The following is a 25,246-nucleotide window of genomic DNA, read 5'->3' as shown; positions in this document are numbered from 1 at the left end:
CCCCGCGATGACGTTGTAGGCCCGCGCTAGGCCTCGAGGATGACCTTCAGCGCCTTGGTCTTGGCGGCGTTGCCGAAGGTCTCGTAGGCCTCGAGAATGTCGGCCAGCTTGAATCGGTGGGTGATCAGCTGCTTTGGGTCGATCTTGTTGGCCTTGAGCACCTTGAGCAGCATCGGCGTGCTGACCGTGTCGACCAGGCGGGTTGTGATGCTGATGTTGCGGTCCCAGAGGCGCTCGAGATGGAGCGCCACCGGCAGGCCATGCACGCCGATATTGGCGATCACCCCGCCTGGCGCGATGATCTGCTCGCAAAGCTCAAAGGTCGCCGGAATGCCGACAGCCTCGATCGCGGTGTCGACGCCCCGGTTTTCGGTCAGCTTCATCAGCGCCTCCACCGCCTTGCCGTCGCCGCTGTTTATCGTCTGGGTCGCGCCGAAGCGCTTCGCGGTCTCAAGGCGGTTGTCGTCCAGGTCGATCATGATGATCTCACCCGGGGAGTAGAACTGCGAGGTGAGCAGGGCGGCCAGGCCGATGGGGCCCGCGCCGACAATGGCCAGGGTGGCGCCCGGCTGGACCTTGCCGTTGAGCACGCCGCATTCGAATCCGGTGGGCAGGATATCGCTGAGCATGACCAGCGCTTCCTCGTCGGCGCCATCGGGGATGGGATAGAGGCTGGTGTCGGCGTGCGGCGTGCGAACGAACTCGGCCTGGGTGCCGTCGATGGTGTTGCCGAGGATCCAGCCACCGGTGGTGCAGTGCGAGAACATCCCCTTGCGGCAGTATTCGCACTTTCCGCAGGCGCTGACGCAGGAGATCAGAACTCGGTCGCCCGCCTTGAAGGCCGTGACTGCGGCGCCGACGCTGTCGACAACCCCGACACCTTCGTGGCCCAGGACCCGGCCGGGCTCGCAACTGGGCAGGTCTCCCTTCAGGATGTGCAGATCGGTGCCGCAGATCGTGGTCTTGGTGATCCGGATAATAGCGTCGGTCGGATCGATGATGCTGGGCTTGGGGTGGTCCTCGAAAGCCTTCTTGCCGGGCCCATGATAGACAAGGGCCTTCATCGTCGCGATCTTGGTCATGGCGTTCATGAGTTGGGCCTCGCAGGTCTGAATGGCGATGCGAGCCAAGGGCCCGCTTCAGTCTTGGCCCTAAGACTGGGACGCGCGGCCGGCGCTCGACAGGGTCGGAAAGTACTCAATCGGGACCGCGGCATGGCCGCGTCGCCCAGGCTCGCCCGGCTTGAGTAGATTCCGAACCTCAGCGGGCTGTGACGCGCGGGCTAGGGTCACCTCACACCTGGGTGACCATGAACAACTCAATCGCGCGGCGGCCTTTCGACCTGGCCCTCCTGACCCCCGAGCAGATGGCGTGGGCTGACCGTCAAACGATCGCCGGCGGCGTCAGCGGAGTCGCGCTGATGGAGGCTGCCGGCGGCGCCGTCGCGGCGGCCGTGATCGCCCGTTGGTCGCCGGGCGCGACCACGGTGCTTTGCGGACCCGGCAATAATGGCGGCGATGGCTTCGTCGCGGCGCGCCGCCTGGCGGCCGCGGGCTGGCCGGTCACAGTGGCTCTGCTGGGCGCTCGAGATCACCTGTCCGGCGACGCCGCGCGCAACGCCGCTCTTTGGTCCGGCGCGGTCACGGCGCTTTCTCCCTCTTGTCTCGACGGCGCGGGCCTGGTGATCGACGCCATCTTCGGCGCCGGCCTGTCGCGGCCCATCGAGGGGGCGGCTCGGCTGACCCTGGAGGCCTTAAGCGTCATGGGCCTGCCGGTGTGCGCGGTGGACGTGCCTAGTGGTCTCGATGGCGCCACCGGACAGGTTCGCGGGGTGGCCGCCGCCGCCGATCTGACCGTGACCTTCTTCAGAAAGAAGCCCGGCCATCTGCTGTTTCCTGGGCGGCGGTTATGCGGCGATCTGGTGCTGGCCGATATCGGTACGCCTGACGACGTGCTGGAGGCGATCGCTCCCAACACGTTCGAAAACGAACCGGCGCTTTGGCTGGATGGCTACCCCTGGCCGCAAGCCGAGGGGCACAAGTATCAACGCGGCGAGGTTCTGGTGCTGGGCGGCCCGGCCGTCGCCGGCGCCGCCCGCATGACCGCCCGCGCCGCCATGCGCATCGGTGCGGGCCTAGTCACTCTGGCGGCGCCGACCTCGACCTGGGCGATCGACGCGACGGCCTTGTCCGGCGTCATTGTCCGCGAACTCCGCGACGCCGACGATTTTCGGAAACTTCTCGGCGACGCCCGGCGTAACGCCATCGTCGTCGGACCCGGAGCAGGGGTCGGCAAGGCGACACGGCGCCATGTCCTGTCAGCGCTGTCGACCAAGCGGGCGGTGGTGATCGACGCCGATGCGATCACCTCTTTCGAGGCCCACCCTCAACGCCTGTTCGACGCCATCTCCGGCCCCTGCGTTCTGACGCCGCACGCTGGCGAGTTCGCCCGGCTGTTTGGCGCTCTGGACAAGACGGCGGACAAGCTGACCCGCGCCCGGCAGGCGGCGGCGCAAAGCGGCGCGGTCATCGTGCTCAAAGGCGCCGACACCGTGATCGCCGCGCCGGACGGCCGCGCGATCATCAATGCCAACGCCCCGCCGCAACTGGCGACCGGCGGCAGCGGCGACGTGCTGGCGGGGTTTGTCGCCGGCCTGCTCGCCCAAGGTCTCCCTGCCTTTGATGCGGCCGCAGCGGCGGTTTGGTTGCATGGCGCGGCTGCAGCGGCGTTTGGCCTTGGACTGGTCGCCGAAGATCTGCCGGAGGGCATGCCCGGCGTGCTGCAAGCCCTAGCGCGGAGCCGAACCTGACATGCAAGCCATGGTGCTCAGCACGGTCGGTGCGCCCCTGCAATGGACCGATCTTCCCGACCGGACACCGGGCCCGGGCCAGGTGCGGGTCAAGATCGCCGCCTGCGGCGTTTGCCGAACAGACCTGCACGTCGTCGACGGTGAGCTTCCCGATCCGCGGGTTCCCATCATCCCCGGTCACGAGATCGTCGGCCGGATCGATCTGGTCGGTGAGGGGGTTGTGGACCTAACGGTGGGCCAGCGGGTCGGCGTTCCCTGGCTGGGCCACACCTGCGGGATCTGTCCCTACTGCCAAATACAGCGCGAGAACCTCTGCGACGCCCCGCTGTTCACCGGCTACACGCGTGACGGCGGCTTCGCGACCGCCACCATCGCCGACGCGAGATATGCCTTCCCGATGGGCGAGGACGGCGACGACGTCTCCCTGGCCCCGTTGCTGTGCGCCGGCCTGATCGGCTGGCGGTCGCTGACCATCGCCGGACCGGGCGCGGCCCTGGGCATCTACGGTTTCGGCGCCGCCGGTCATATCGTGGCGCAGATCGCCCGATGGCAGGACCGGGCGGTCTACGCCTTCACGCGACCTGGCGATCTGGCGGGCCAAGCCTTCGCCCGGAGTCTGGGCGCTGTCTGGGCAGGCGGCTCGGACGAGGCGCCGCCCGCGCCACTGGATGCGGCGATCATCTACGCCACCGTGGGTGACCTCGTACCTCTGGCGCTGAAGGCTGTGCGCAAGGGCGGACGCGTGGTCTGCGCGGGCATCCACATGAGCGACATTCCCAGCTTCCCGTATCGGATTTTGTGGGAAGAGCGGCAGCTGATGTCGGTCGCCAATCTGACCCGTCAGGACGGCCTCGATTTCCTCGCCCTGGCTCCGAAGATGGGCATCATCACCAAGACGACCACCTACTCGCTCCAACAGGCCAATACGGCGCTGGCGGACTTGCGGGCCGGACGGTTCGAAGGCGCGGCGGTTCTGGTCCCCTAGTGCGTTTCACAAAGTTGACGCTGGTGAGGTGAAGACCGGCGCATGAGCGTGAAACGCTCTGCGCCGTCACTGGCCATCACCGGTGTGCTGGCCTTGGTCGTCGTCGCCTAGCTTGTCTGCGTGAAGCTCGCCAAGGGCTTGTCACCCACGCATGACGCCCAAGTCCGCCAGCGGACGCGAAGGTCTTCTGGAGCTCGGCGGCCCGCGCCCCGACTGAAAGACATCTGATGACCCGATCCCGTTTCACGAGCTTGAGGACCCAATTTGACTGGACCGGCCTCCGGGACGGGCCATTTCGCGCCGTGAAAGCGAGGCCCGGCGAGTCGCCTAAAATAACTCGTCTGATGTTAAAAGCCGCGGCGCTTGGCGCATGCGCCCAGTCCGGTCTGACGTAGGAACAATGAGTAGTCGGCGCCCCCTTGGAGGGAGCGCCGACGATCCGTCAAAAGCTTTTGCGGATGCTGGCGTACAGGTACCGGCCGTAGGGCTGGTACATCGACGCCAGGTAGCCGTTCGACGACAGCGGAGGCTGCTCGTTGCTCAGGTTACGCACACCAAGCTTCAAGCGGGTATTGGCCGCCCAACCCTTGGTGAATTCGTACTGGCCGTAGACGTTGGTGGTGATCTGCGAGTCGATGATCCACGGAGCGCCGGCCGAATCGATCAGGCCCGTGTCGTCGACATCAGAGATGTATTGGGTGAACACCCCGGCCGAGAACTGGTCGAGGCTCCAGCTCAGCGCGGCGGTCCATTTCCAGTCCGGCTTGCCGTTCTGGCGGATGTAGCTGCCGCCGCCGCTGATTGTGGTGCCGGCGTTGATCTTGCCGCCCGAGCGCGCCGCCAACAGTTCCGCGATCTGTGGGGAAGGCTGCTGGTAGAACTTGATCAGGTGAGCGCCGTTGACGCTGAGATCAAAGTCACCAAAGGGCGTGCCGTGCTTGCGCCACATCAGACCGATGTCCACGCCGCGCGCTTCCTGCGGCAGGGTGTTGACATACTGATCCTTCACATAGAGCACCGTGCCGACGGGGGTCAGGCCGGTGCCGGCGAAGGCGGCGGCGTCGTCGCTGGTCGCGGCGGCCCGCACGACGTTCGGGTTGCTCGAACCGCTCTGGCGCAGCAGGTAGTCCAGGATCAGGGCGTTGCCTTCGCCAAACAGGCCCACAATGCCCTTCTGCTTCACGCGCCAGTAGTCGGTGGTGAGGGTGAAGTCGCCAAACGCCGACGGGATGAACTTCGGCTGGAACACGAAGCCGAAGCCCATGGTCTCTGAGTCTTCCGGCTTCAGGTCGGGATTGCCTGAACGCTGCGCCTGGACGCTGAGCGTGCGGGTGCAGTTGCTGAAGCTGGTGATGCGGCCGGCGCGCAGATCGGCCTCGCAGCGCACATAATCGGTGCGGGTGTTGGCGCGGGTGACGACCGTGGCGTTGATCTGCTCGAGGTTCGGAGCCTTGAAACCCTGGGCCCACGAGCCGCGAACGCGGAAGCCGTCGACCAGGTCCCAGGCCACGGCCACCTTCGGCTTAGCCACCGAACCGACGTCGCTGTACTTCTCGGCGCGGCCCGCCAGCTGCAGCTCGACGCTGCGCGCGAACGGGATGTTCATCTCGGGCGAGATGATCGGAACGGCGAACTCGACATAGGCCGAGCTGACCTTGCGCGAACCCCTGGTGTCCGGCGACGGGCTCGTGCCGACCATGTCGCTCAGATAGACCAAGCCGGTGACCGAGTTGGTATAGGTGATCGTGCCGTCGACGTGCGCGTCGCGGTCGTCACGCTGGGTCTCGCGGCGCCATTCCACGCCGGCGGCCATGCCGACATCCCCGCCCGGCAGGCTGAAGAGGTCGGGCCTGGAAACGCGGAAGTCCCAAGACGCCAGGGAGCTGGTGCTCTCGCGCTTGGACTTGAAGCGGATGGCGTCGATCGCCGCCTGGCTGCTGGGCGTGGCGTCGCCGACGCTGGGGTTGCTAACCGTGCCGCCGTTGAACGGGTTGTAGGCGTCGGCGGTCGACAGGCCGATCTGCTTCTGCGCCGCGGTGGCGCTGATGCCGTCGGAGACGTCCTTCACCTTGGCCCGCGAGTAGAGCAGGGCCGACTCCCATTTCCAGCCCATGGCGTCCCCGCGCAGGCCGGCCAGGAAGCGGTTCTGGTCGTTGGTCACGTCGACCTGCTGCTTGCCGGCGTCGACGAAGTCGTAGCTGGTCAGGGTCACGGCCAGGCCGGAGGTCGGCGCGTTGATGCCGGCCAGACGGTTGGGGTTGGCCGCGCCGTTGGCGAAGGTCACCGGACCGAAGGGGTTCCAGTAGCTGGAGGTCGGCGCCGTGATCACCTGGGCCGAGCTGGTCGTGGCCGGGGCTTGGAACGCGCGGGTCTTGGCGTGATAGACGCCGACCTCGCCGAAGGCCGTGATGGCGTCGGTGATCTGGTAGTTGCCGGTCGTGAAGACGTTCAGGCGCTTCAGCGACGGCATAACCGTCAGACCCGTGGACGCGGCGTTATAGCGCAGCTCGCGGTCCTCGCCCGAGGTGGCCGGGGCGCCGTCGTCGATGCTGATGCCGGCGCCGGCGGTGGCCAGGCTGCCCGGATAGCTGGTCGGCTGGACGTGGAAGGCCCCCGCCGAGCTGGTGATCAGGGCCGTGCCGACCCGTACCGCCGAGGCCGCCGTGAAGCTGCCCCACGGGGTGATCGTGCCGCGACCGTCCAGCGACGCGGCGCCGTCGAAGCGCGTGCCCGTGAACAGCACGCGCCGGTCGGCCGAGGCGGTGTAGATCTGGTCGGTCGTCCGCAACTCGCTGCGCTTGTCGTAGCTGACGAAGGCCGTGAGGTTACCGCGTTCGAAATTGTGCCCGAACAGGCCGTTGAACTCATATTCCTTGAGGTGGGTGTCGTGGGCCGCGCCGTACTGCGCCTCCATGTCGACGCCGTCGAAATTGTCCTTAAGCACGGTGTTGACCACGCCGGCCACGGCGTCGGTGCCATAGATGGCCGCCGCGCCGTCACGCAGGACTTCCAGGCGCTTGAGGCCCGATGTCGGGATGGCGTTGGTGTTGTAGGTGATGGTCGGCACGAGGCTGGTGCCGTCCGCCTGGCTGGTCGGGTGTGCGACCACGCGGCGGCCGTTCAGCAGCACCAGCGTGTTGCCCGAGCCGAGGTTGCGCAGGTTCACCGAACCGATGTCGCCGCGCGCCGAGTTGCTGCTGCCCGGCAGGTAGCTCGAGTTATAGTTGACGTCGCCCATCTGCGGGATGGAGCGGAACAGGTCATCGCCCGAACTGGCCGCGACGGCTTCGAGCTGCTTGGCGTCGACGACGGTCACCGGCAGGGCGGCGGTCGCCTTGGCGCCCTCGATCCGTGATCCGACGACCACGATCTCCTCGACGCTGGTGTCCTGCGCCGCACTGGACTGCTGGGCGGCCGCTTGGCTGGCCCAGGCCACGCACAGGGCCGAAGTGGCCAGCATGGCGGCGCGTAGCGCTCTCGTATTCTTCATTTGAATCCCCTCGGTATGGCCCGTCCCCCAAGAACAGGCTCAAGATTTCGGTGTCGTTCGCCTGAACCATCCCTCTTTGGAGGGCGTGGCATCCGGGCGTCCCGCGATTCACGGCCCCGGACGAAAGCTCAAGCCCTCAGTAGAAGGCGACGTTGTCGACCTCCATCCAAAGCTTCTCACCGCCCTTGCGGCCGCCCATGAACTCGACCTCGGTCAGGTCCGAGGCGGTCCAGTCGCCCTTGGCGCCGCGTTCGCCGGCGGGCTTGAGGGCCGAGAACGGGACCTCGACGGTCTTCCAGGCCGAGCCGGCCGTGAACGGCGCCGACCAGCGGCCGCTTGAGGCGCTGACGCCCAGCTGATAGTCGCCGTCGCCGCGCACCTCGAACCTTACGCCCTTGAAAGCGCGCGCGTCGACCGGCTGGATCGAACCGCGCGTCAGCGGGATGATCACGCCGGCAGAGGGCCTGGCCTTCATCGCCATGCGGGCGTTGATCGACAAGGCGTGGCCCTCGGCGCCGCGCGTGATCACCTGGCTGATCTCCACCGTGCGGTCGAGGCCGCCATCCGGATCGTCGGTGCGCAGGGTGTCGAGGCTGGAGCGGCCGTCGGCGCGCTCGAAGTCGTCGATCTGCGCCTTGGCGGGGATCGAGGACATCGTCGTGGCTTGGTTGGCGCTCAATGGCGGCGCGCCGGGACCGAAGACCAGCTTGCCGTCGATGAACACGCGATCGGTCTTCCGCACGTCGCCGATCGTTTTCCAGGGCTCGCCCTTGATCAGCACAAGGTCCGCGCGCTTGCCCTTCTCGATGGTGCCGCGGTCGCCCAGAAGGTTGATGACCTTGGCGCTCAGCGCCGTGCCGGCCATCAGGGCTTCCGCGGGCGTGAGGCCGGCGCGGACCAGCAATTCCATCTCGTGCAAGGTCGAGACGCCGTGCGGCGTGCCCGGCATGCCCGCATCGGTGCCCAGCGCGATGGTCACGCCGGCGTCGTGCAGCTTCTTGGCGTTGCCAAGGGCGTAGTCGAATTTCTTGAAGCTCTGCTTGGCCTTGGGGTCATCATCGGGATCGCGCGCCGGCTGGCCGGGTTTCGTAGGCTCGTAGACGGCGAGGGTCGGGGTGTCCGACGTGCCGCCGGCCTTGATGATCGCGATCGCCTCGGCGTCCAGCGGACGGTCCTGCAGGCTATGGGTGATGACGTCTACCTTCGCGCGGCCCGCGACCTCGCCACGATCGACGCTGACGGTGTGGGTGAAGACCTTCAGGTCGTTCTTGTGGGCCTCGTCGACCAGCGCTGTCAGAGTCCACTCGTCCATGCTGGTGTTGTCGGGCGCGCTGCCATAGCGCCAGCCGTCGGTGAAGGCTTTGATCAGGTCCGGCTTGTAAGGGATCAGCGCCTTGACCGCCGCGCGGGCGGCCTCGGGTGTATTGACCCACTTGGTCGTGGCGGTGTCGGCCCAGTCCGCGCCGTGACCGCCTGGCGTGCTCATGCGCGCGGCGAAGTTGACGTGCGGCGCGATCAGGGTCGACAGCCATTGGCGGCGCGGCGCGAATGATTCCGGCGCGGCGTTGAAGTCGTTGACCGTGGTGACGCCGGCCGAGACGTAGGCGGTGGCGATTTGCGGCGTCGTGGCCGGGACGCCGCCGGGCGTCCAGTGGGTATGCAGATCGAAGAAGCCCGGCAACAGCGCCTCGCCCTTGGCGTCGATCACCTTGGCGCCGCGCGGCGCCTTCACGTCGGGTCCGACATCGGCGATGCGCCCGTCGCGGATGACGACGTTGGCCAGATGCGGCGCGGCGCCCGTAGCGTCGAACACTGTCGCGCCCATGATGGCGACCACCTGAGCATCGCTTGCCTTGGCCGCCTGGGCGATCCCGAAGGCGGCCAGTCCAAAGCTTCCGGCCAGTGCGGTGGCCGCCAGAATGACCCTACGGATTGACTTCATGGCAATGCGATCCCCGACGTAGACGATACCGACTCCTTGATCGACGGACGAGGTTCGCGTTTCCGCCAGTCTGCGACTGTCTTGAATCATCCATTCGCCCGTCGACGGCCACGAACCCTATGACGATGCGCGCGGTCAGGTGCTCGGAGCGCGCTGACCCAATCGGCCGCCATGCGCCGGCGTTTCGTCTAAGCGGGGGCGGCGACTGGGTCGGAGGCGGTCTTATGGGCCGGGGACTTCCGAAGGCACGGACCGCTCGGGCCGCACTTTGTCATCCTCATCAATGATGCAGATCGCCACTGACCGCAGCGACACATCCAACGCAGCGTGGAACATCGTCGTCTCCCTTCGTCTTGGCAAAAACCGAGAGCTTACAGGAGAGCTTGATCCTTCACGGGTCCGCCCGACTACGCGTGCTCTTGATGCTAAACGGCATCTCGACCGCGCTGGAAAGCCGCCTGTTTCATTGAGCTCGCTCGGGGCGCCCAGGCCGCCGATCATCCTTGGCTCACCGCCTTTGGCCTCTAGCGAACCCGGTTAGCTAGCGCCGCGGACCAGTCCATCCTGAAGCCAGACGCCTAGAAGACCGCCGACCTGCTCGACGGCGCGACCGGCGTCATCGGGTTGGGCAAGCCGCTCGCACAGCTGGGCGAAGGCGCGACCGTCCAGCACCATGGCCAGGGCCTGTTGTTCGAAGGCGTCTATCGTCCGGTATCGTGGCGACAGACCTTGTCTCCAGACGCGGATGGCGGCCGGGGCGGGCAGGCGCTCGACCGCTGGCGGCGCCTGCCCTTCGGCAAGCGCGCCCCAGATCGCGGCGCTGTTGGTCGTGACCGCGCCGATCGCCAACGTCGGCGACAGGGTCAGGACGGCGCTGTCCCAATCCACCATGGCCAGGGCCTCCGCCGTGATCGGATCAGCGTCCGGACCGTCGAAGGCGCGGCGCAGGCTCCAGTCCAGCCAGGCCAGTTCTGGGACCTCCGGATCGTCGGGGTAGAGCTCGGCCAGGGTTTGGGGAAAGTCTTCGCCATAGGCGTCCAGGGTCCAGCCACTGGGCGGATGGGCCGCTATATGGCTCAGCGCGGCGGCGTCGAAGCCGTCGTCTCCGAGCCAGGACCAGGTCTGCTCGAAGGTGTCGCGCAGGCAGGCGACCAGTTGCGCGCGATAGGCATGTCGATAGACAGCGAGGCCGGCTTCGCCGCTGGCCGCGACGGCGGGCAGGCGGTCGGCCTTGTTCGCCAGGATGTGGTCGCGCAGGCCGCGCTGGATCGCCAGCAGGCTCATGCGGCGCGCTCCAGGTCGGCGGCGCGAGCACGCGCGATGTCCAGCTCGGCCAGCAAGTCGCCGAGGGGCGGAATGTCGTCGTCGCGCTCGATCATGGTCGCCACGGGCCCGAAGCGCCGGCAGGCGAGGTCGTAGAGCGCCCAGACGGGGTCGGGGACCGGCTGATCGTGGGTGTCGATCAGCAGATCCCGCCCCTGGCTGTGGCCGGCCAGGTGGATCTGACGCACCCGGTCGGCCGGCACGCCAGCGATGTAGGCGGCGGGATCAAAGCCGTGGTTGGTTCCGCTGACATAGATGTTGTTGATGTCCAGCAGCAGCGAGCAGCCGGTGGCCTCGCACATCCGGGCCATGAAGCCATGCTCGGTCATCTCGTCGTCGGCGAAGGTCAGATAGCTGGAAGGGTTCTCCAGCAGGATCGGTCGTTCGAGGACATCCTGGACGCGGGCGATGTTGGCGCAGACCACCTCCATCGCCTCCTCGGTGTAGGGCAGGGGCAGCAGGTCGTGGGAATTGAAGCCTTCCAGCCCGGTCCAGCAGAGATGGTCGGACACCCAGAGCGGATCGACGCGATCGACCAGGGCCTTGAGCCGGCGCAGATAGTCCGGCTTCACGCCATCGGCCGAGCCGATCGACATCGACACCCCGTGCATCGCCACCGGATGGCGCTCGCGCACGGCGTCCAGGATGTAGAGCGGCCGACCGCCGCGGACCATGAAGTTCTCGGAGATCACCTCGACGAAATCGACGGGGACCTCGCGCTCGAGAAAGTCCGCGTAGTGGGGCGGACGCAGGCCCAGGCCGAAACCTTCGAAGAGCGGGATCGTGTCGGGCATGGCGACCTCGGGCTGGGTTGAGGACGGTCGGTGCGCGGCCGGCTCGCGGAGAATCGGCCGCGCGTAACCGGCTACTGCGGCGCGGACAGCGAACCGCCGGCGGTCGTGCAAGCCTTCTTGCTCAGTTCCTTGAAGCCCTGGCCCTTGCAGTCGTTCAGGCCCCGGCAGTCGTTCTTGGCGGTCTTGCAGTCCGAGGTGCCCTTGCAGGTGTTGACGCCGTAGCAGTGGACCTTCTCGGCCGCGGCCTTGGGGGCGGCGGAAGCCTGGGTGGCGGCGACCATGCTGGTCATGGCGAACAGGGCGGCGGCCGAGGCGATCGTCGCGGACTTGAAGTTGGTCATGGGTGTTTCCTGGTTGTCGAGGCCAGGCCGCTGATCGGCCCGACAACACCCCATTCGCCGCGGCTCGGCCTTCGGTTACAGGCCTGACGCCAGAAATTTTCCAGGGCCGGTCGCGCGCCATATTTTCCAGAGGGCGTAACCTCGGATGTCCCGCGTGCGAATGGCCTCGCGTGTGGTCCCGAGATTCCCGCTCCCCTCGGCGGAGGCCACCCGGACGGCGGCGGGTCGTGTCTCCTGGCCGGCCGCCGTCCATCTCGTCTTAAGCCGGCCGTAGGGGGAAGGGGAGCAAGCTTGGTCGATGATGCGATCCTCAGTTCTGATAGCGACCTCCGTGCTCGCTCTGGCCGTCGCGGCGCCCCGCGCCGCTCGCGCCGACGATCTGTTTTCGCGTGATGCGTTTTCGGGCGTGATCGTCGCCGGGCCCTCGACCGGGTCTGGCGAGGCGTCGTGGCTCAAAGGCGGACTGGGGAAGCTGCGGACCGGCGGAGATCAGGTCCGGGTCGAGGGCTCGGCGATCGTCACCTGGCGAGGAGGCTTCAGCGACCGCGTTGGCGCTCTGGTGTCGGCGGACGCTCAATCCCTGGCCAGTTCCGTCGTCGGTCTCGACGAGGCCTATATCACGCTGCGGCCGGCGCCGGGCTCCGTCCTGCGTCTCTCCGGGCGCGCGGGCCTGTTTTTCCCGCCCGCCTCGCTGGAGCACGACGGGACCGAATGGTCCCTGGCCCGCACCCTGACGCCGTCGGCGATCGACAGCTGGATCGCCGAAGAGGTCAAGGTGGCGGGCGCGGAGGTGACCTTGCGCGGCGCCGTCGCGGGCCATCCGGTCGGCGTCACGGCCGCCGCGTTCCAGGGCAATGACACCTCGGGCGCCTTGCTGACGTTCCGGGGCTGGGCGCTGCACGACCTGCGGGCCAATCTGGACGGAACCTTTGATCTTCCGACCGTACCCGGGATGTTCGCCGGCAAGCAGGCTCAGGCCACCCGGCCGGTCGACGAGGTCGACGGACGCTGGGGTGGCTATGTCCGCCTGGACTTTGCGCCGTCCCAGACCCTGGCGCTGAGCCTGTTCGGCTATGACAACAACGGCGACCGCGCGACCGTGACAAACGGCCAGTATGCGTGGCGTACGCGCTTCGTGCAGGCCTCGGCGCGCTGGACGCCGGACCCCAATACCGAGATCCTGGCCCAGGCCATGACTGGCGAGACCGCGATGGGCGTCGCGGTCGATGGCCGCGAGCCGGCCGATGTCGGCTTCGCCGCCGCCTATGTGCTGGCGTCACGAACCCTGAAGACTGGGACCGCCACGGTGAGGCTGGATCAGTTCTCGGTCAGCGACCGCACCTTCAAGGCGCTGGACAACAACGCCGAGCACGGCTGGGCCGCCACGGCGGCCTGGTCGTTCGCCGTTCGCGAAGGATCGGAGGTCGTGCTGGAGGGCGTCGCCGTCCATAGCGTTCGTCCGGACCGTTCGCGCTTTGGCGAGGCCGCCCGTCAGGACAGCCTTCAGGGGCGAGCGGCGTTCCGGACCAGCTTCTAGACAGAAATATTGACGCGAGAGCCTGCCGCGATGTCGACGGGGCGCTGCTGCGACGCCCTGTCGGCGAAGGCGGTGAGTTGGCCGCCAAACGTCACCGCGGCTTGTCCGTCGTAGGTTGGGTCCAGAGGCTTGGCGGCGGTGCGCTTAATGTCATCTGGACGGTTCTTGGCGTTGATCCCGAACGGACCGTCCTTGGGATGGGCCGGATCGATGTGCTTCTTGGCGTTGTCGACGTCCGTGCAGTTCTTGCACGAGAACCCGTTGACGTTGACCGGGGTCGGATAGTCGCCGCTGATCGCCATGGTTTCCCCCTGTTCCACGACTGTATTCGCCGGGGGATGCGCGAAGGTTACAGGCCCGGCCGAAATCCTGGACCGGCGTCTGTCGGCGAAATTGTCACCTGAGTCCGTCTCGCGAACCTCGCCGTGCTGGAGGTTCGTTAGCGGCGGCCAACGACGCTGCCATGACGATGAACCCACTGACAAACCATCGTTAGAATGTCGTTGCTAGGCGTGCGATATCTACACCGACAATTGGCCGGTCCCGCTTTGCCGCGCAAAATGCGCGATGCTCGTGGATGGACCCCGAGCCTTTGCCGATCGGCCAGGGCGGAGCGTCTTCTTGAATACCCGTGTCATCCTCGACAGCCAGGTCACGGACTTGGAGATGCGGGCTTCGGTACCCACGCGGAGACTGATGCCGTAGAACAGTGTTCGTGGGCGTGGGCGCCGCGCGCGATGCCGTCTACTGTGCGAGGGCGCTGCCCTAAGGGAGCAGATCATGACGAAGTCCGTGTCCGCCTCCGCTCCATCGCTGTCACCCCATCTGGCCGCCAGCATCTTGGACAGCCTCGTCGACGGATTCATCCTGCTTGATCGAAATCTCACGGTCCTACTGATCAATCGGGCGGCGCTGGCGATGGAGCAGCGCCGAGCCCAGGACATATTGGGCTTGTCTCACGAACAGGCCTGGCCGGAGGCCTATTTCGAACCCCTGAGAGATATCTACCGACAGGCGATCAGGAGCGGTGAGCCCGTAACCTTGGAGCGAGAGTGGCCAACACGCGGCGGCGGGCTGGCGTGGATGGAGCTGCGCATTCTGCCCACGGCCGAAGGATTGGTGCTGCTCTACCGCGATGTCACCAAGCGAAAGCGCGGTATTGAGCAGCTTGAACTTATGGTCCGCGAGCTCAATCACAGGGTCAAAAACAACCTGGCCACGGTCCAATCTCTCGCGGCGCAGACATTTCGGGGCGCCGAAGACCTGCCCGCGGCCCGGGCGGCTTTCACGGCGAGGTTGATGGCGCTCTCGAAGGCGCACGACGTCCTGACGCGGCAGCAATGGGAAGGCAGCCAGCTCGCGGAAATCGCGCGCGAGGTCATTCTGCCCAACATAGTCGACGCCGACCGACTGCGCTTGGCAGGTCCGGCGGTCTCGTTGCATCCTCCCCTTGCCTTGGCCCTGTCGATGGCTCTGCACGAGCTGGCCACGAATGCGATGAAGTTCGGCGCATGGTCGAACGAGCGGGGCCACATCGATGTTCAATGGTCTTGTCCTGATCCGCGGACGGTCGAGATCGTGTGGCAGGAGCAAGACGGCCCCGTCGTCGCTCCGCCCCAGCGGCAAGGCTTTGGTGTCCGCCTTCTGCAGCGCAGCCTTGCCGCGGACCTGCGGGGGCCGGTCAATCTAGACTACAGGCCCGAGGGGCTTGTTTGCACGATTTTGGCGGCCCTGGCGCCGTCGACCCCGGGCGAGTAGGTCTCGTCGCGGGCGCCTTGTTATCGAGGTCGACGACGCGCTGGAAATGTCCGTGCGGATCAAGCGCTAGCGCATGGGCTCGCTAGCCGAGAGCGGCCCAACCGCGCGACGTACCTCCGCTGAACGTCGTGTTCGCGCAGCTGCCCCAAGGGCGGCGAATGACGCGACCTCGACTCTAAGTTCCGCCGCGCCGGCGGTATATGGGCGGTGGAAATCGGCTTTTCATAGCGAGGATGTCTTCGCCGCGGCGATGCTTCGACGTCGTGGCCCGCGGTTCGTTGGACGCTGTGGCGCCATGTCGCAACCCCATGAGGCGATCGGCCAATAGCCTGTAAAGCCTCGTGCGCCCAAGTTGTCGCGATGACTTCGCGCCCCGACAGGCCCTATTCACAGCAGGCGTTCGAGACCTACTACGCTCGAACCTATTCCGGTCACGTATCCATGCGGATCGGCAGCATCGCGTTGGTGGCGATGGTGCTGCTCCTTTTGAAAGCGATATCGCTCTGGGTCGCGCTGGGCTGGATCGTCGCCTACGTCTCTTCCGAAGTCGCGACCATGGCTTGGTGGCGCCGGGTGGCGCCCCGCTTGGCGGCAGCGACGCAAGAGCAGTTCCGGAGCTTTCAGAACCAGCTGATCGCTATCACCATCCTGCTGACGTCGACGGCCGCGGGCCCGCTTCTTCTGGCTCACCCGACGACGATTACGGCCGTCGTGACGCTCGTCCTCGTCAGCGCCGGGATCCTGATGACCTGCGCGGCGCAGCACACGCTGACGCGGAGCATGATCCTGTGGACCGGCCCGGCCCCAGCGATCGCGCTTCTCTACAGCGCCACCCGAATGCAGTCGGGGGGGGAGGGGTGGATCCTCGCGGCGCTGGCCGCTTGTTTCGCGATCAACGCGCGTGACTTGCAGCTCGCCAACGCCGAGTCCTATGACGACGTGATCCAGGACCAACTGACCGCCGAGGCGGCCAACCAGGCCAAGAGCGCCTTCCTGGCCACGGTCTCGCACGAGATCCGCACGCCGCTCAACGGCATCCTGGGCATGGCCCAGGCTATGTCGCGCGAGCCGATGGGCCGTCACCAACGGGAACGCCTGGCGGTGCTGCAACAGTCGGGCGCGACCCTGCTGACCTTGCTCAATGATATGCTGGACATGGCCAAGATCGAGGCCGGCAAGATCGAACTCGAAATCATCGACTTCGACCCCGAGGCGCTCTGCCGCGACGCGTGCGACGCCTTCGGCGTCATCGCGGCGGAGAAAGGTGTTGTCCTGTCGTTCGTGGCGCAGGGGACGTGTAGTCTCTATCGGGGCGACCCCACGCGCGTGAGACAGATCCTCTACAATCTGATTGGCAACGCCGTGAAATTCACCGAACAGGGGCGCATCGACGTGCTGCTGGCCTGCGAGGCGGGAGGGCTTGTCGTCACGATCGAAGACACCGGAGTCGGCTTCTCCGAGGCCTCTCGAGCCAGCCTCTTCGAGAAGTTCAGCCAGGGAGACGCCACCACGACCCGACGATTTGGCGGCTCCGGCCTTGGCTTGCCGATCTCACGCGACCTCGCCCGATTGATGCGCGGCGACATCACGGTCGAAAGCCGTCTGGGAGCCGGATCCGCCTTTCGCGTCGACTTGCCCTTGGCGCGCGCCAGTACGCCGGTTCTCGCGTCATCGGGGACGCTAGGGGCCGCACGCTCGGTTACCGTCCTGGAGCAACGCCTGGCCATCCTGGTCGCCGAGGACAACCCCACGAACCAGCTGGTGCTTCGCAGCCTGCTCGGCGGCGCGGGGATCGACCTTGAGGTCGTCGAGGACGGTCGCCTGGCGCTCGAAGCCTGGCGCCAGCGGACCTTCGATCTGATCCTGATGGACATCAATATGCCTGTCATGGATGGGGTCAGCGCCACGCGCGCCATCCGTAACGAAGAGCGCGCCAGCGCGCGCGTCCGAACCCCGATCATCGCTCTGACCGCGAACGCCATGGACCACCAGCGGCACGACTATCTTGCCGCGGGCCTGGATGCCCATGTCAGCAAGCCGATCGATGTTGCTGTCCTCTTCGCCGCCATCGCTGAGACCCTGGCTGCCGTACCGACCGACCACGCGGTCGCCGGCTGACCTGACCTCTGCCGGCCAACCTTCAACGTCTGCGTTTTGGAGACGGCCGACCGTCCGCGGCTGGAGCGTCTTGCTGTGCCTGGGCGCCAGGCGCAGGCCACGAGAGGCTGATAGGTCACCCTTGCCCGGCCACTGACCTCGCGTCCCGGATCCAGGCCAAGGCGGCGCTTCGGTCAGGGCGAGACGGACCTATCAATGTCGCTCGTCGCTCGTCGCTGGGCGCGAAGGGGGCGCCTTCCCATCCTGGTGACCAGTCATGAATCCTCGTCGCCATATGTCGATCGTGCGCATCAGGGGCGTCGCCGTCACGCCATGGATGAGAATGGAGCCCAGGACGATAAAGCTGGTGATCGCCCAAAGGTGGGCCCACCCGTCGAAATCGCCATGGTTGAGGGCCCAGGACAGATAATAGAACGATCCAATGCCTCGAATGCCGAAAAACGAGACGAACGCGCGCTCGCGTCGCGAGTGTGGCGCGCCGATCAGGCCGATCCAGCCAGCGAGCGGTCGAATGACGAAGAGCAGGACAATCCCCAGGGCCGCGTCCTTCCATGTGAGCGGCGCCAGCAGCCCGCTGGCGATGGCGCCCCCCAGCAGAACGAGTACGAGCATCATGAGCAGACGCTCGATCTGCTCGGCGAAGTCATGCATCGCCTCGTGGAACTCATGGTCTCGCTCAGTGGCCCGCAGAGTGAGGGCCGCAACGAACACCGCAAGAAAGCCATAGCCATGCGCCGTCTCGGCGGTGGCGTAGGCGAACAGAGTCGCGCCCAGCGCCACTAAGCCGTCGCCGGTCCCTGAAAGTCGGGCGCGGGGCGCCTTGAAGGTGATCCAGCCCAAGGCCTTACCCACCGCCCAGCCCACGGCGATCCCGGCCGCGATCCGCCACAACGCGTCCACCGCCAGCCAATGGCTCAAGAGATCAGGCTCAAGCACGCCGCCTGTCGCGGCCAGAGCCACGGCGAGGTGCACGAACGGAAAGGCGAAGCCGTCATTGAGGCCGGCTTCCGAGGTCAGGGCGAACCGGGCTTCGCCGTCCTCGCCCGAGCGCGGCGGGCCCACCTGGACATCGGAGGCCAGCACCGGATCGGTCGGCGCCAGCACCGCGCCAAGCAGCAGGGCCGAGGCCAGGCCCAGCCCAAGTCCATAAACGCCCATAAGCGTCACGCCAGCGATCGTCAGCGGCATGGTGACGGCGATCAGCCGCCAGGACGATCCCCACGATTTCCAACCAATGCGGCGATCAATCTTGAGGCCCGCGCCCATCAGCGAGACCAGCACGACCAATTCCGTGAGTTTTTCCGTGAGCGTGGAAAATCGCAGCGGATTGGGGTGGAACGAAAGCGCGCCCGTCTGGAAGACCACCACACCGGCCCCCACGCACAGGATCGCGAGCGACAGCGGCAGGTTGCGCAACGCCAACGGCAGCCAAGCCACCAGAAGCACGATAACGCCAAGGCCCAGCAGAAAGAGGATGTAGGGGTCTAGAGGCATTGCACCTTAACGCGCCGCGTTCCCGATGGAGCCAGCGGCGCGAGCCTCCGACAAAGGAGGATCGTTCCTAGACCGGAACCAGCGAAAGGGCTCATATGCCCGAAATGGACGCCGTTAGCGCTCCGCGCGTCGTGCCGCGCAGTACCTCAGCATGAGTTCCGAGCACCAGCGCTATTCGCTCGCCAATTGGACACCGCGTCGTGATCAGGCTGCCGCAAACCTTGGTCGATAAGGCAGATTGAGCGCCGGGCAGAGGATCTCTCCGGTGGGGACTTCTGCGATCGGCGCGACCATCGGTCCACTGAGGAACGGCGCCTTGAGCCGGCGACACAGGTCCAGTTCACGCAGGCTGGCGACCCCCGTCACGCCCTGCCACACCTTCTTGCCGCGGTAGGCGTCAGGGTCGTTGAGGAAGCGTGAGATCGTCGCTAACCGCGCGCGCTCGTCCTGTCCTTCCAGCACCAGGGTGACGCTGTTGACCGCCCCCGCCGGCAGGCTTTCGATCCGGAATCCCGGATCCCTCACATGCAGATCGATCAGCGAAAAGTAAGGCTGCAGAAAAACGCGGATTTGGCTGATCGCCCCATAGGAGGGCTCGCGCGGGACATCATAGACGTTGGCCGCCAGCCTCGGGCGCCCGGCGCGCGGCAGCAGATCAAGCTGCGGACGATAGATTTCGCGCATCGACGGTTTGACCATCGACGAGAAGCTGAACGGAAGGAACATGTAACCCTTGGGACCGCCCGATAGGGCTTGTCGCGCCGAGGCCAGGCAGGTCAGGTCGCGGGTCGTGACGTCCGCGTCCTCGACCGCGCCGAAGGGCTCGCCCGCCCATGCCGCGCGCCAATCGACGCCGCTGCCCACGAACCGCTCCTTCAGGAGATAGTAGACGCCCCACCATCCGGTCGTCGGCGTCGGGATATCCAACAGCCCGGCGACGCCGCCCAGGGGCGGTTCCGGCTCGATCGCCGCCAGCTCCTCGGCCGGGGGCGCCCCCGCCACGGGACCGCCGGGTGGCAGAAGGCTCGTCACGCCGTCTGGCGTGATCTTGCAAACCCGGCCGGCGAAGCTTCCGTCGTCCTCGCCGGAGATCAAGGTCCTCAGAGCTTCGGCATGGGTCCCGGCGAACCGCATGACGTCGCTCTGATCACCCTCGAACATCAGCAGGGTGATATCGCCCAGGCCCTTGTCGCCAAACAGTTTGATCTGAAGGTCCGCGGCGAGCTTCTGCAGTTCGCGCGCATCAAGGCGCGTGGCGCGAGGATCGGCCAGGACAAAGGAGAACGGCGCCACCAGGCCATGGCGGCGCGGCCAGACCCAGCTGGTCTCCAGGTAGGCGCCGGCGACCTTGGCGACCAAGCCGGCCATGGTCTCGGAATCTGCGAACCGCAGTTCCTCGCCAACGAAGATCTTGAGGCAGGCGATCGCGGTCATGATTTCGGCTCGACGATTGGAAGATCAGAATAGCAAGCGCCGCCGCCGGATAAGCTGTGGCACGGCGCCACGCTCAACTTTGCGGACGAGCGATCACCAGGTGGCCATGGCATGAGCCGACGTCGCCAAGTTCGCGCCGAAGCGTCCGGCCACGGAGCTTGCCTTGGTCGGATCGAACACCGCCAGCCGCACAAGCGTCTGGTTCAAGAGAATATAGGCGAACTCTCCGAAGGTCACCGGTCCCACGAAGCCGCCCGCCGTGCGCCCCTCAAGTCCGGCATAGAGGTAGTTCAAAATACAGTTGCAGGAGAGCATGGCCGACGCCTCGTTCGGAGGACCCGCGTGGGCGTAAGGCAAGGCGTGTTCATCCAAAGGGCGCGCCAGCCGATAGGTCACGCCGGGGACCACCGGAGCATAGAGCCGCACATGTCCCTTCTGAGCGTCGACCTCCTGAAACGAGACATTGATCACCGCGCCCGCATAGTCGGCTACCAGGGGAGATCGGATGTCGAGCCGGCCTTCGGTAAGATAGCGCGCGAAGTTGGTCGGCTTGCCGTTGATCAAGCAGTCGCCAACCGTAAAGCCAGCGTCCAGGAAGCCGATAACATCGCCGTCGCCCTCAGCGAACAGATTGACGATGTCCAGGTCGGCCTCGAGCGCGAGCGGCAGCTCGACCCAGAGGGTCGCCAGGCCATCGCAGGCGGCTAGCCCGGTCGCGCCGTCAAAGACCTTGGGCAGATGCGTGTCCGTCTGGTCTAGGCGCACGCCGGCGACCCAGCCAAAGACCGGTTGGTCGTAGAGGGCCGGCAGGGCCGGTCCTTCAAGCGCATAGCGCTGGTGGGTCTCGCTGAAGGCCGGGGCGATGATGCAGGTCAGGCCGTGGCCAAACCGCCCCGCGGTGAGTTCCCCGAGCTTGTCGGCCGGCAGGATCGCGGTGCGCGCGCGCAGCGCTTCGTTAAAGACCGTGCAGAACAATCGATCGTCGCACGCCACGCCGCCAGCCTCGGCAATGAAATAGGCGGTTGTCCCGCCGATCCAGCGTCCCCTGGGAAGGCTTCGCAGCAGGACTTCAGGGCCGGAGATGAACGCCACAACGCCTGATGCGACAAGGTCGGCGGCGGCCTCAACCGTCAGGAAGAGATTTTTCATCGGGCGCCTTCCTCGGCTTCTTGCTCCGCCAACATAGTCGGCTGGACCGGCCAATTGCCTAATGGCGGCCGGGCCGATCGTCGCAGGCGATCGCTGGTCTTGGCGCCGATCCGTCCCTTAACCCCTGCTGCGACTCGTCGAGAGCCGCTACCGCCACGCCAGCACCAACGTCCAGTATCCAGAGCCAAACCAAGTTCTGCTTCTGGCGCTTGTTGACCGCGGTCGTAATGCGACCACTCCTTCACCGGCCACGGGCAGTATGGCGCACATCGCCGATAGCGTGGGCGTAGTCGTCCGAGCTGAAGATCGAGGGTCCGGCCACCAGAACATCGGCGCCGGCTTCAATGACGCTGGAATCTGTCTGGGCGTCTAGTCCGCCATCGACCCGCAGAGACAAGCCCCGCGCGTCGCATAACTGGCGCAAAGTGGCGATCTTAGGCCGCATCTCGGGCAGGAAGGCCTGGCGGCCGAAGCCGGGATTGACCGTCATCACGAGCACGATGTCGACCAGGTGCGGCACGTGCTCGATCCAGGCGATCGGAGTTGCCGGGTCGATCAAAACGCCTGGGCGGCAGCCCAACGCGCGCACTTGGCTCAACACGCGGTGTAGATGGATCGTCGAGCCCGGCTCGGCTTGGACCAGTTGGTGATCGGCGCCGGAGTCGCGATAGCGTTCCAGCGATCGTTATGGCTCGACGACCATCAAGTGCACGTTGAGCGGCTTGGTGGTGCTATGGCGGATCGCCTTGACGATCGAGGGGCGCGACCTTGATGGGCCGGCTCACGCTGAAGTCTCCGCGCGCAGGATGTAACGGTCGATGGCCTTGGCGACGCCGTCATCATCGTTCGAGGCGGTGACGAAGCGCGCCGCCGTCCGCACCGCTTGGGGAGCCTGGCCCATGGCGATGGCCACGCCCGCGCGGGCGAACATCGGCAGGTCGTTGGCCATGTCGCCGATCGCGGCGGTTTCGGCGAGCGACACGCCAGCGGCCTTGGCGACCGCCGTGATCCCGGCGCCCTTGTTGGCGGCCGGTGCGGTGATGTCGAGATAGTAGGGCTGCGAGCGGGCGACCGTGGCGCGATCACCGGCGGCGGCGATGACCTTTGCTTCCAGTCCCGCGAGGCCTGAGTGGTCCTCGCTGATGGCGACGATCTTGTCGACCTGGTCGAGGCCAGAGAAGTCGGCGATCAGGGTCGGTTCGGTTTCGGCGGCCAAGCGTTCGTGGTCGGTATGGATGTTGCGGGTGTCGCGGCTGTACCAGAGCCCGTGAGCGAACAGCCAGATGTCGACGTCGGCCGCCTCCAGCAGGGCCAGCGACGTAGCCGCGACCTTCGGCGTCAATCGCTCGGCGCCAAGCACAGCGCCGCTGGCGTCGATCAGCGTGCCGCCGTTGAAGGCGCCGAGGGGGCCGGGGATGCCCAACGCCTTGGCCAGACGGAGCATGCCGCTGGGCGGGCGGGCGCTGATCAGGCTAGCGGTGATCTCCGCCGCCCGCAGTCGGCCGAACGCGTCGATGGTGGCCTGGGACAGCGTCTTGTCACCACGCACCAGGGTGCCGTCGATGTCGGAGACCAGAAGCTTGATGGGCAGCGTGCTCATGAGCCCAGACGATGCCATTGGCGATTGTGGCGCGCCATCAGCGCCTCGGCGCCGGCGGGCCCGTCGCTGCCGGCGGCGTAGTCTTCCAGCGTCGCGCCGCCTTTGGCCATCAGGTCTAGGAATGGCTGCACCGCCCGCCAGGCCGCCTCGATCTCGTCGCCGCGCTGGAACAGCGACGGATCGCCGATCAGTACGTCGTAGATCAGGGTTTCGTAGCCGGTCGAGCCGCCCACCGCGAAGTGGTCCTTGTAGTGGAAGGCCATCGACACCGGCGCGGTGTTGGCCAGCGGCCCAGGGGTCTTGGCGACGAAATCGAGCGTGACGCCTTCGTCGGGCCCGATCTGGAGGATCAGCTGGTTGGGCGGCGTTGCTCCCTTGGCTTCGCGGAACAGGGCCAGGGCCGGGGGCTTGAAGACGATGACAATCTCGGTGTCGTGGGTCGACATCGCCTTGCCGGTCCGCAGATAGATTGGCACGCCGGCCAGTCGCCAGGTGCCGACTTCCAGCTTCAGCGCGACATAGGTTTCGGTATCGCCGCCCGCCGCCACGTCGGGCTCGGCGCGGTAGTCCTTGAGCGGTTGGTCGGCCGCTTCGCCGGCGGTGTAGCGGCCACGCGCCATGTTGGCCTTGGCCTCCTCGGGCGAGGGCGGGCGGATCGCGCCGATCACCCGCGCCCGCTCGGCGCGCACGGCTTCGGCGTCAAAGCTGTTGGGCGCTTCCATGCCGACCATGGCCAGGAGCTTGAACAGGTGGTTGGGGACCATGTCGCGCAACGCGCCGGTGGCGTCGTAGAACTTGCCGCGCGTGCCTACGCCGATGGTCTCGGCGGCGGTGATCTGAATGTGGTCGATGAAGCGGTTGTTCCACACCGCTTCGAGCAGGCTGTTGCCAAACCGCGCGACCAGGATGTTGTGGACGGTGTCCTTCCCCAGAAAGTGATCGATCCGATAGAGCTGCTGCTCGCTGGCGACTTTCAGCAGGCGGGCGTTGAGCGCCTGGGCCGACTTCAGGTCGGTTCCGAACGGCTTTTCGATCACCACGCGCCGGAAGCCGTCAGTCTCGTCAAGCAGGCCAGCTCCGCCTAAGCCCTCGACGATGTCGCCGAAGAAGGCTGGGCTGACGGCCAGGTAGAACACGACATTGGCCTGGCTCTTGGCCTTCAGCGTCTCTGCCAGCGCTGTGAAGGTCGCCGCGTCGGTGAAGTCGCCCTGCAGGTAGGCGATCGCCTTGCTGAGCGTCGACCAGGCCTTGCGCGCGTCGGCGTCGCCATCCGTGATGAACTCGCCCAGCGCCTTGGCCAGGCTGGCGTCGGTCTCCTCACCATGACTGACGCCGACGATCGACAGGCCCGCGCCAACCAGCCCGTCTCGCCGAAGATTGGCCAAGGACGGCGCCAGGAGGCGGCGGGCCAGGTCGCCCATCGCCCCGAAGATCACGAGGGTGGCGTCGGGAGCGACCGGCGCGTCCACGTCCTTGGCCGTCATTTCGGCGGCTCGACGTGACCGCCGAACCCGAAGCGCATGGCCGACAGCAGCTTCTCGCCGAAGGTGTTGTCGCTGCGCGAGCGGTAACGGGCATAGAGGGCGGCCGACAGCACGTTGGCGGGCACGGCCTCTTCCATGGCCGCCTCGATCGTCCAGTGGCCCTCGCCGCTGTCGGCGACCTTGCCGTTGAAGTGGTCCAGCGCTTGGTCCTGGGCCAAGGCCGAGGCCGTCAGGTCCAGCAGCCAAGAGCTAATCACGCTGCCGCGCCGCCAGACCTCGGCGATGTCCGTCAGGTTCAGGTCGAAACGCTCATCCTCGGGCAGACGACCCGAACCCTTGTTCTTCAGGATGTCGAAGCCTTCGGCATAGGCCTGCATCAGGCCGTACTCGATGCCGTTGTGGACCATCTTGACGAAGTGCCCGGCGCCGGCGGGACCGGCGTGGATATAGCCACGCTCGGCGCGGTCGTCGGCGGCGTCGCGGCCCTTGGTGCGGGGGATGTCGCCATAGCCCGGGGCCAGGGTCGCGAAGATCGGGTCCAGCTTGTCGACCACGGCCTCGTCGCCGCCGATCATCATGCAGTAGCCGCGCTCCAGCCCCCAGACGCCGCCCGAGGTGCCGACATCGACATAGTTCAGGTTCTTGGCGCGCAACGCCTTGGCCCGGCGGATGTCGTCCTTGTAGAAGCTGTTGCCGCCGTCGATGATGATGTCGCCGGGACTGGCCAAGCCCGCGATCTCCTCGATCGTCTCGTCGGTGACCGCTCCGGCCGGCAGCATCACCCAATAGATCGCGTCCTCGCCCAGCTTGGCCTGCATGTCCGTCAGGTCGGTCGATGCGATCGCGCCTTCCTTGGCCAGTTCCCGCACCGGCTCGGGTGAGCGGTTGTGCACCACCACCTCGTGACCGCCGCGCATCAAGCGACGGACGATGTTGGCGCCCATGCGGCCAAGGCCGATCACACCGATCTTCATGATTGCATCCCTTC

At 66.6% G+C, this 25,246-nt stretch carries 19 protein-coding genes; 5 read left to right on the top strand and 14 right to left on the bottom strand.

Going from position 1 to position 25,246, the window contains the following annotated elements:
* Positions 1-26 precede the first annotated feature (26 nt).
* Positions 27-1,130 (bottom strand): zinc-dependent alcohol dehydrogenase family protein, encoded by a 1,104-nt coding sequence (locus ACW175_RS13060; RefSeq protein ID WP_492100499.1) that lies wholly within the window; start codon positions 1,128-1,130, stop codon positions 27-29.
* 179 nt (positions 1,131-1,309) lie between these two features.
* On the opposite strand from ACW175_RS13060, the gene ACW175_RS13055 reads away from it, so the two are divergent.
* Both ACW175_RS13055 and ACW175_RS13050 read left to right on the top strand, forming a co-directional pair.
* Complete coding sequence (locus tag ACW175_RS13055; RefSeq protein WP_492100498.1) at positions 1,310-2,809, top strand: NAD(P)H-hydrate dehydratase; 1,500 nt, start codon at positions 1,310-1,312, stop codon at positions 2,807-2,809.
* 1 nt (position 2,810) lies between these two features.
* The gene (locus tag ACW175_RS13050) at positions 2,811-3,794 is read left to right on the top strand and encodes a zinc-dependent alcohol dehydrogenase family protein (protein WP_492100497.1); all 984 of its coding nucleotides are present in this window, start codon (positions 2,811-2,813) and stop codon (positions 3,792-3,794) included.
* A gap of 442 nt (positions 3,795-4,236) precedes the next feature.
* On the opposite strand, the gene ACW175_RS13045 is transcribed toward ACW175_RS13050, so the two are convergent.
* From ACW175_RS13045 to bufA2, 5 genes are all read right to left on the bottom strand, one after another.
* Positions 4,237-7,284 carry a TonB-dependent receptor plug domain-containing protein gene (locus ACW175_RS13045; RefSeq protein ID WP_492100496.1) on the bottom strand — a complete coding sequence of 1,016 codons (3,048 nt, stop codon included), beginning with the start codon at positions 7,282-7,284 and terminating at the stop codon, positions 4,237-4,239.
* Between the two features lie 136 nt (positions 7,285-7,420).
* On the bottom strand, positions 7,421-9,226 hold the full coding sequence (locus ACW175_RS13040; RefSeq protein ID WP_492100495.1) for an amidohydrolase family protein: 1,806 nt from the start codon (positions 9,224-9,226) through the stop codon (positions 7,421-7,423).
* Between the two features lie 537 nt (positions 9,227-9,763).
* Complete coding sequence (locus tag ACW175_RS13035; protein WP_492100494.1) at positions 9,764-10,510, bottom strand: HvfC/BufC family peptide modification chaperone; 747 nt, start codon at positions 10,508-10,510, stop codon at positions 9,764-9,766.
* Entirely contained in the window at positions 10,507-11,343 is an 837-nt protein-coding gene (bufB, locus tag ACW175_RS13030) for an MNIO family bufferin maturase (RefSeq protein WP_492100493.1), read from the bottom strand. Before bufB ends, ACW175_RS13035 begins: the two co-directional genes overlap by 4 nt.
* 71 nt (positions 11,344-11,414) lie before the next feature.
* The gene (gene bufA2, locus ACW175_RS13025) at positions 11,415-11,684 is read right to left on the bottom strand and encodes a BufA2 family periplasmic bufferin-type metallophore (protein WP_492100492.1); all 270 of its coding nucleotides are present in this window, start codon (positions 11,682-11,684) and stop codon (positions 11,415-11,417) included.
* A 331-nt stretch (positions 11,685-12,015) separates the two neighbouring features.
* Between bufA2 and ACW175_RS13020 the strand changes: the two genes are divergently transcribed.
* Entirely contained in the window at positions 12,016-13,221 is a 1,206-nt protein-coding gene (locus tag ACW175_RS13020; protein WP_492100491.1) for a hypothetical protein, read from the top strand.
* On the opposite strand, the gene ACW175_RS13015 is transcribed toward ACW175_RS13020, so the two are convergent.
* Positions 13,218-13,541: a hypothetical protein gene (locus ACW175_RS13015; RefSeq protein ID WP_492100490.1), complete on the bottom strand. Its 324-nt coding sequence runs from the start codon at positions 13,539-13,541 to the stop codon at positions 13,218-13,220. The two genes, ACW175_RS13020 and ACW175_RS13015, sit on opposite strands and share 4 nt — an antisense overlap.
* 460 nt (positions 13,542-14,001) lie before the next feature.
* Here ACW175_RS13015 and ACW175_RS13010 point away from each other — a divergent pair, with 460 nt between their 5' ends.
* Together ACW175_RS13010 and ACW175_RS13005 are read left to right on the top strand one after the other, a co-directional pair.
* Positions 14,002-14,979 carry a sensor histidine kinase gene (locus ACW175_RS13010; RefSeq protein ID WP_492100489.1) on the top strand — a complete coding sequence of 326 codons (978 nt, stop codon included), beginning with the start codon at positions 14,002-14,004 and terminating at the stop codon, positions 14,977-14,979.
* A gap of 360 nt (positions 14,980-15,339) precedes the next feature.
* On the top strand, positions 15,340-17,097 hold the full coding sequence (locus tag ACW175_RS13005) for an ATP-binding protein (protein WP_492100488.1): 1,758 nt from the start codon (positions 15,340-15,342) through the stop codon (positions 17,095-17,097).
* Positions 17,098-17,289: 192 nt separating this feature from the next.
* On the opposite strand, the gene ACW175_RS13000 is transcribed toward ACW175_RS13005, so the two are convergent.
* From ACW175_RS13000 to gnd, 7 genes are all read right to left on the bottom strand, one after another.
* The gene (locus ACW175_RS13000) at positions 17,290-18,591 is read right to left on the bottom strand and encodes a cation:proton antiporter (protein ID WP_492100487.1); all 1,302 of its coding nucleotides are present in this window, start codon (positions 18,589-18,591) and stop codon (positions 17,290-17,292) included.
* 204 nt (positions 18,592-18,795) lie between these two features.
* Entirely contained in the window at positions 18,796-20,025 is a 1,230-nt protein-coding gene (locus ACW175_RS12995; protein WP_492104862.1) for a hypothetical protein, read from the bottom strand.
* Between the two features lie 93 nt (positions 20,026-20,118).
* Positions 20,119-21,174 carry a DUF6976 family protein gene (locus ACW175_RS12990; protein WP_492104861.1) on the bottom strand — a complete coding sequence of 352 codons (1,056 nt, stop codon included), beginning with the start codon at positions 21,172-21,174 and terminating at the stop codon, positions 20,119-20,121.
* Positions 21,175-21,415: 241 nt separating this feature from the next.
* Positions 21,416-21,853: a ribulose-phosphate 3-epimerase gene (locus ACW175_RS12985; protein ID WP_492104957.1), complete on the bottom strand. Its 438-nt coding sequence runs from the start codon at positions 21,851-21,853 to the stop codon at positions 21,416-21,418.
* Between the two features lie 102 nt (positions 21,854-21,955).
* The gene (locus ACW175_RS12980) at positions 21,956-22,774 is read right to left on the bottom strand and encodes a Cof-type HAD-IIB family hydrolase (RefSeq protein ID WP_492104860.1); all 819 of its coding nucleotides are present in this window, start codon (positions 22,772-22,774) and stop codon (positions 21,956-21,958) included.
* Entirely contained in the window at positions 22,771-24,258 is a 1,488-nt protein-coding gene (gene zwf, locus ACW175_RS12975) for a glucose-6-phosphate dehydrogenase (protein WP_492104859.1), read from the bottom strand. Before zwf ends, ACW175_RS12980 begins: the two co-directional genes overlap by 4 nt.
* Positions 24,255-25,232: a phosphogluconate dehydrogenase (NAD(+)-dependent, decarboxylating) gene (gene gnd / locus ACW175_RS12970; protein ID WP_492104858.1), complete on the bottom strand. Its 978-nt coding sequence runs from the start codon at positions 25,230-25,232 to the stop codon at positions 24,255-24,257. Before gnd ends, zwf begins: the two co-directional genes overlap by 4 nt.
* Positions 25,233-25,246: the final 14 nt, after the last annotated feature.

This window comes from Caulobacter sp. FV1ye6ST (genome assembly GCF_058681225.1).
The sequence above is the reverse complement of the archived record's forward strand: the minus strand, read 5'-3'. Positions and strand labels throughout refer to the sequence as shown.

Coding starts and splice junctions, on each gene's coding strand:
- ACW175_RS13055 (WP_492100498.1), top strand. CDS start 1,310: ATGAACAACTCAATCGCGCGGCGGCCTTTCGACCTGGCCCTCCTGACC.
- ACW175_RS13050 (WP_492100497.1), top strand. CDS start 2,811: ATGCAAGCCATGGTGCTCAGCACGGTCGGTGCGCCCCTGCAATGGACC.
- ACW175_RS13045 (WP_492100496.1), bottom strand. CDS start 7,284: ATGAAGAATACGAGAGCGCTACGCGCCGCCATGCTGGCCACTTCGGCC.
- ACW175_RS13040 (WP_492100495.1), bottom strand. CDS start 9,226: ATGAAGTCAATCCGTAGGGTCATTCTGGCGGCCACCGCACTGGCCGGA.
- ACW175_RS13035 (WP_492100494.1), bottom strand. CDS start 10,510: ATGAGCCTGCTGGCGATCCAGCGCGGCCTGCGCGACCACATCCTGGCG.
- bufB (WP_492100493.1), bottom strand. CDS start 11,343: ATGCCCGACACGATCCCGCTCTTCGAAGGTTTCGGCCTGGGCCTGCGT.
- bufA2 (WP_492100492.1), bottom strand. CDS start 11,684: ATGACCAACTTCAAGTCCGCGACGATCGCCTCGGCCGCCGCCCTGTTC.
- ACW175_RS13010 (WP_492100489.1), top strand. CDS start 14,002: ATGACGAAGTCCGTGTCCGCCTCCGCTCCATCGCTGTCACCCCATCTG.
- ACW175_RS13005 (WP_492100488.1), top strand. CDS start 15,340: ATGACTTCGCGCCCCGACAGGCCCTATTCACAGCAGGCGTTCGAGACC.
- ACW175_RS13000 (WP_492100487.1), bottom strand. CDS start 18,591: ATGCCTCTAGACCCCTACATCCTCTTTCTGCTGGGCCTTGGCGTTATC.
- ACW175_RS12995 (WP_492104862.1), bottom strand. CDS start 20,025: ATGACCGCGATCGCCTGCCTCAAGATCTTCGTTGGCGAGGAACTGCGG.
- ACW175_RS12990 (WP_492104861.1), bottom strand. CDS start 21,174: ATGAAAAATCTCTTCCTGACGGTTGAGGCCGCCGCCGACCTTGTCGCA.
- ACW175_RS12980 (WP_492104860.1), bottom strand. CDS start 22,774: ATGAGCACGCTGCCCATCAAGCTTCTGGTCTCCGACATCGACGGCACC.
- zwf (WP_492104859.1), bottom strand. CDS start 24,258: ATGACGGCCAAGGACGTGGACGCGCCGGTCGCTCCCGACGCCACCCTC.
- gnd (WP_492104858.1), bottom strand. CDS start 25,232: ATGAAGATCGGTGTGATCGGCCTTGGCCGCATGGGCGCCAACATCGTC.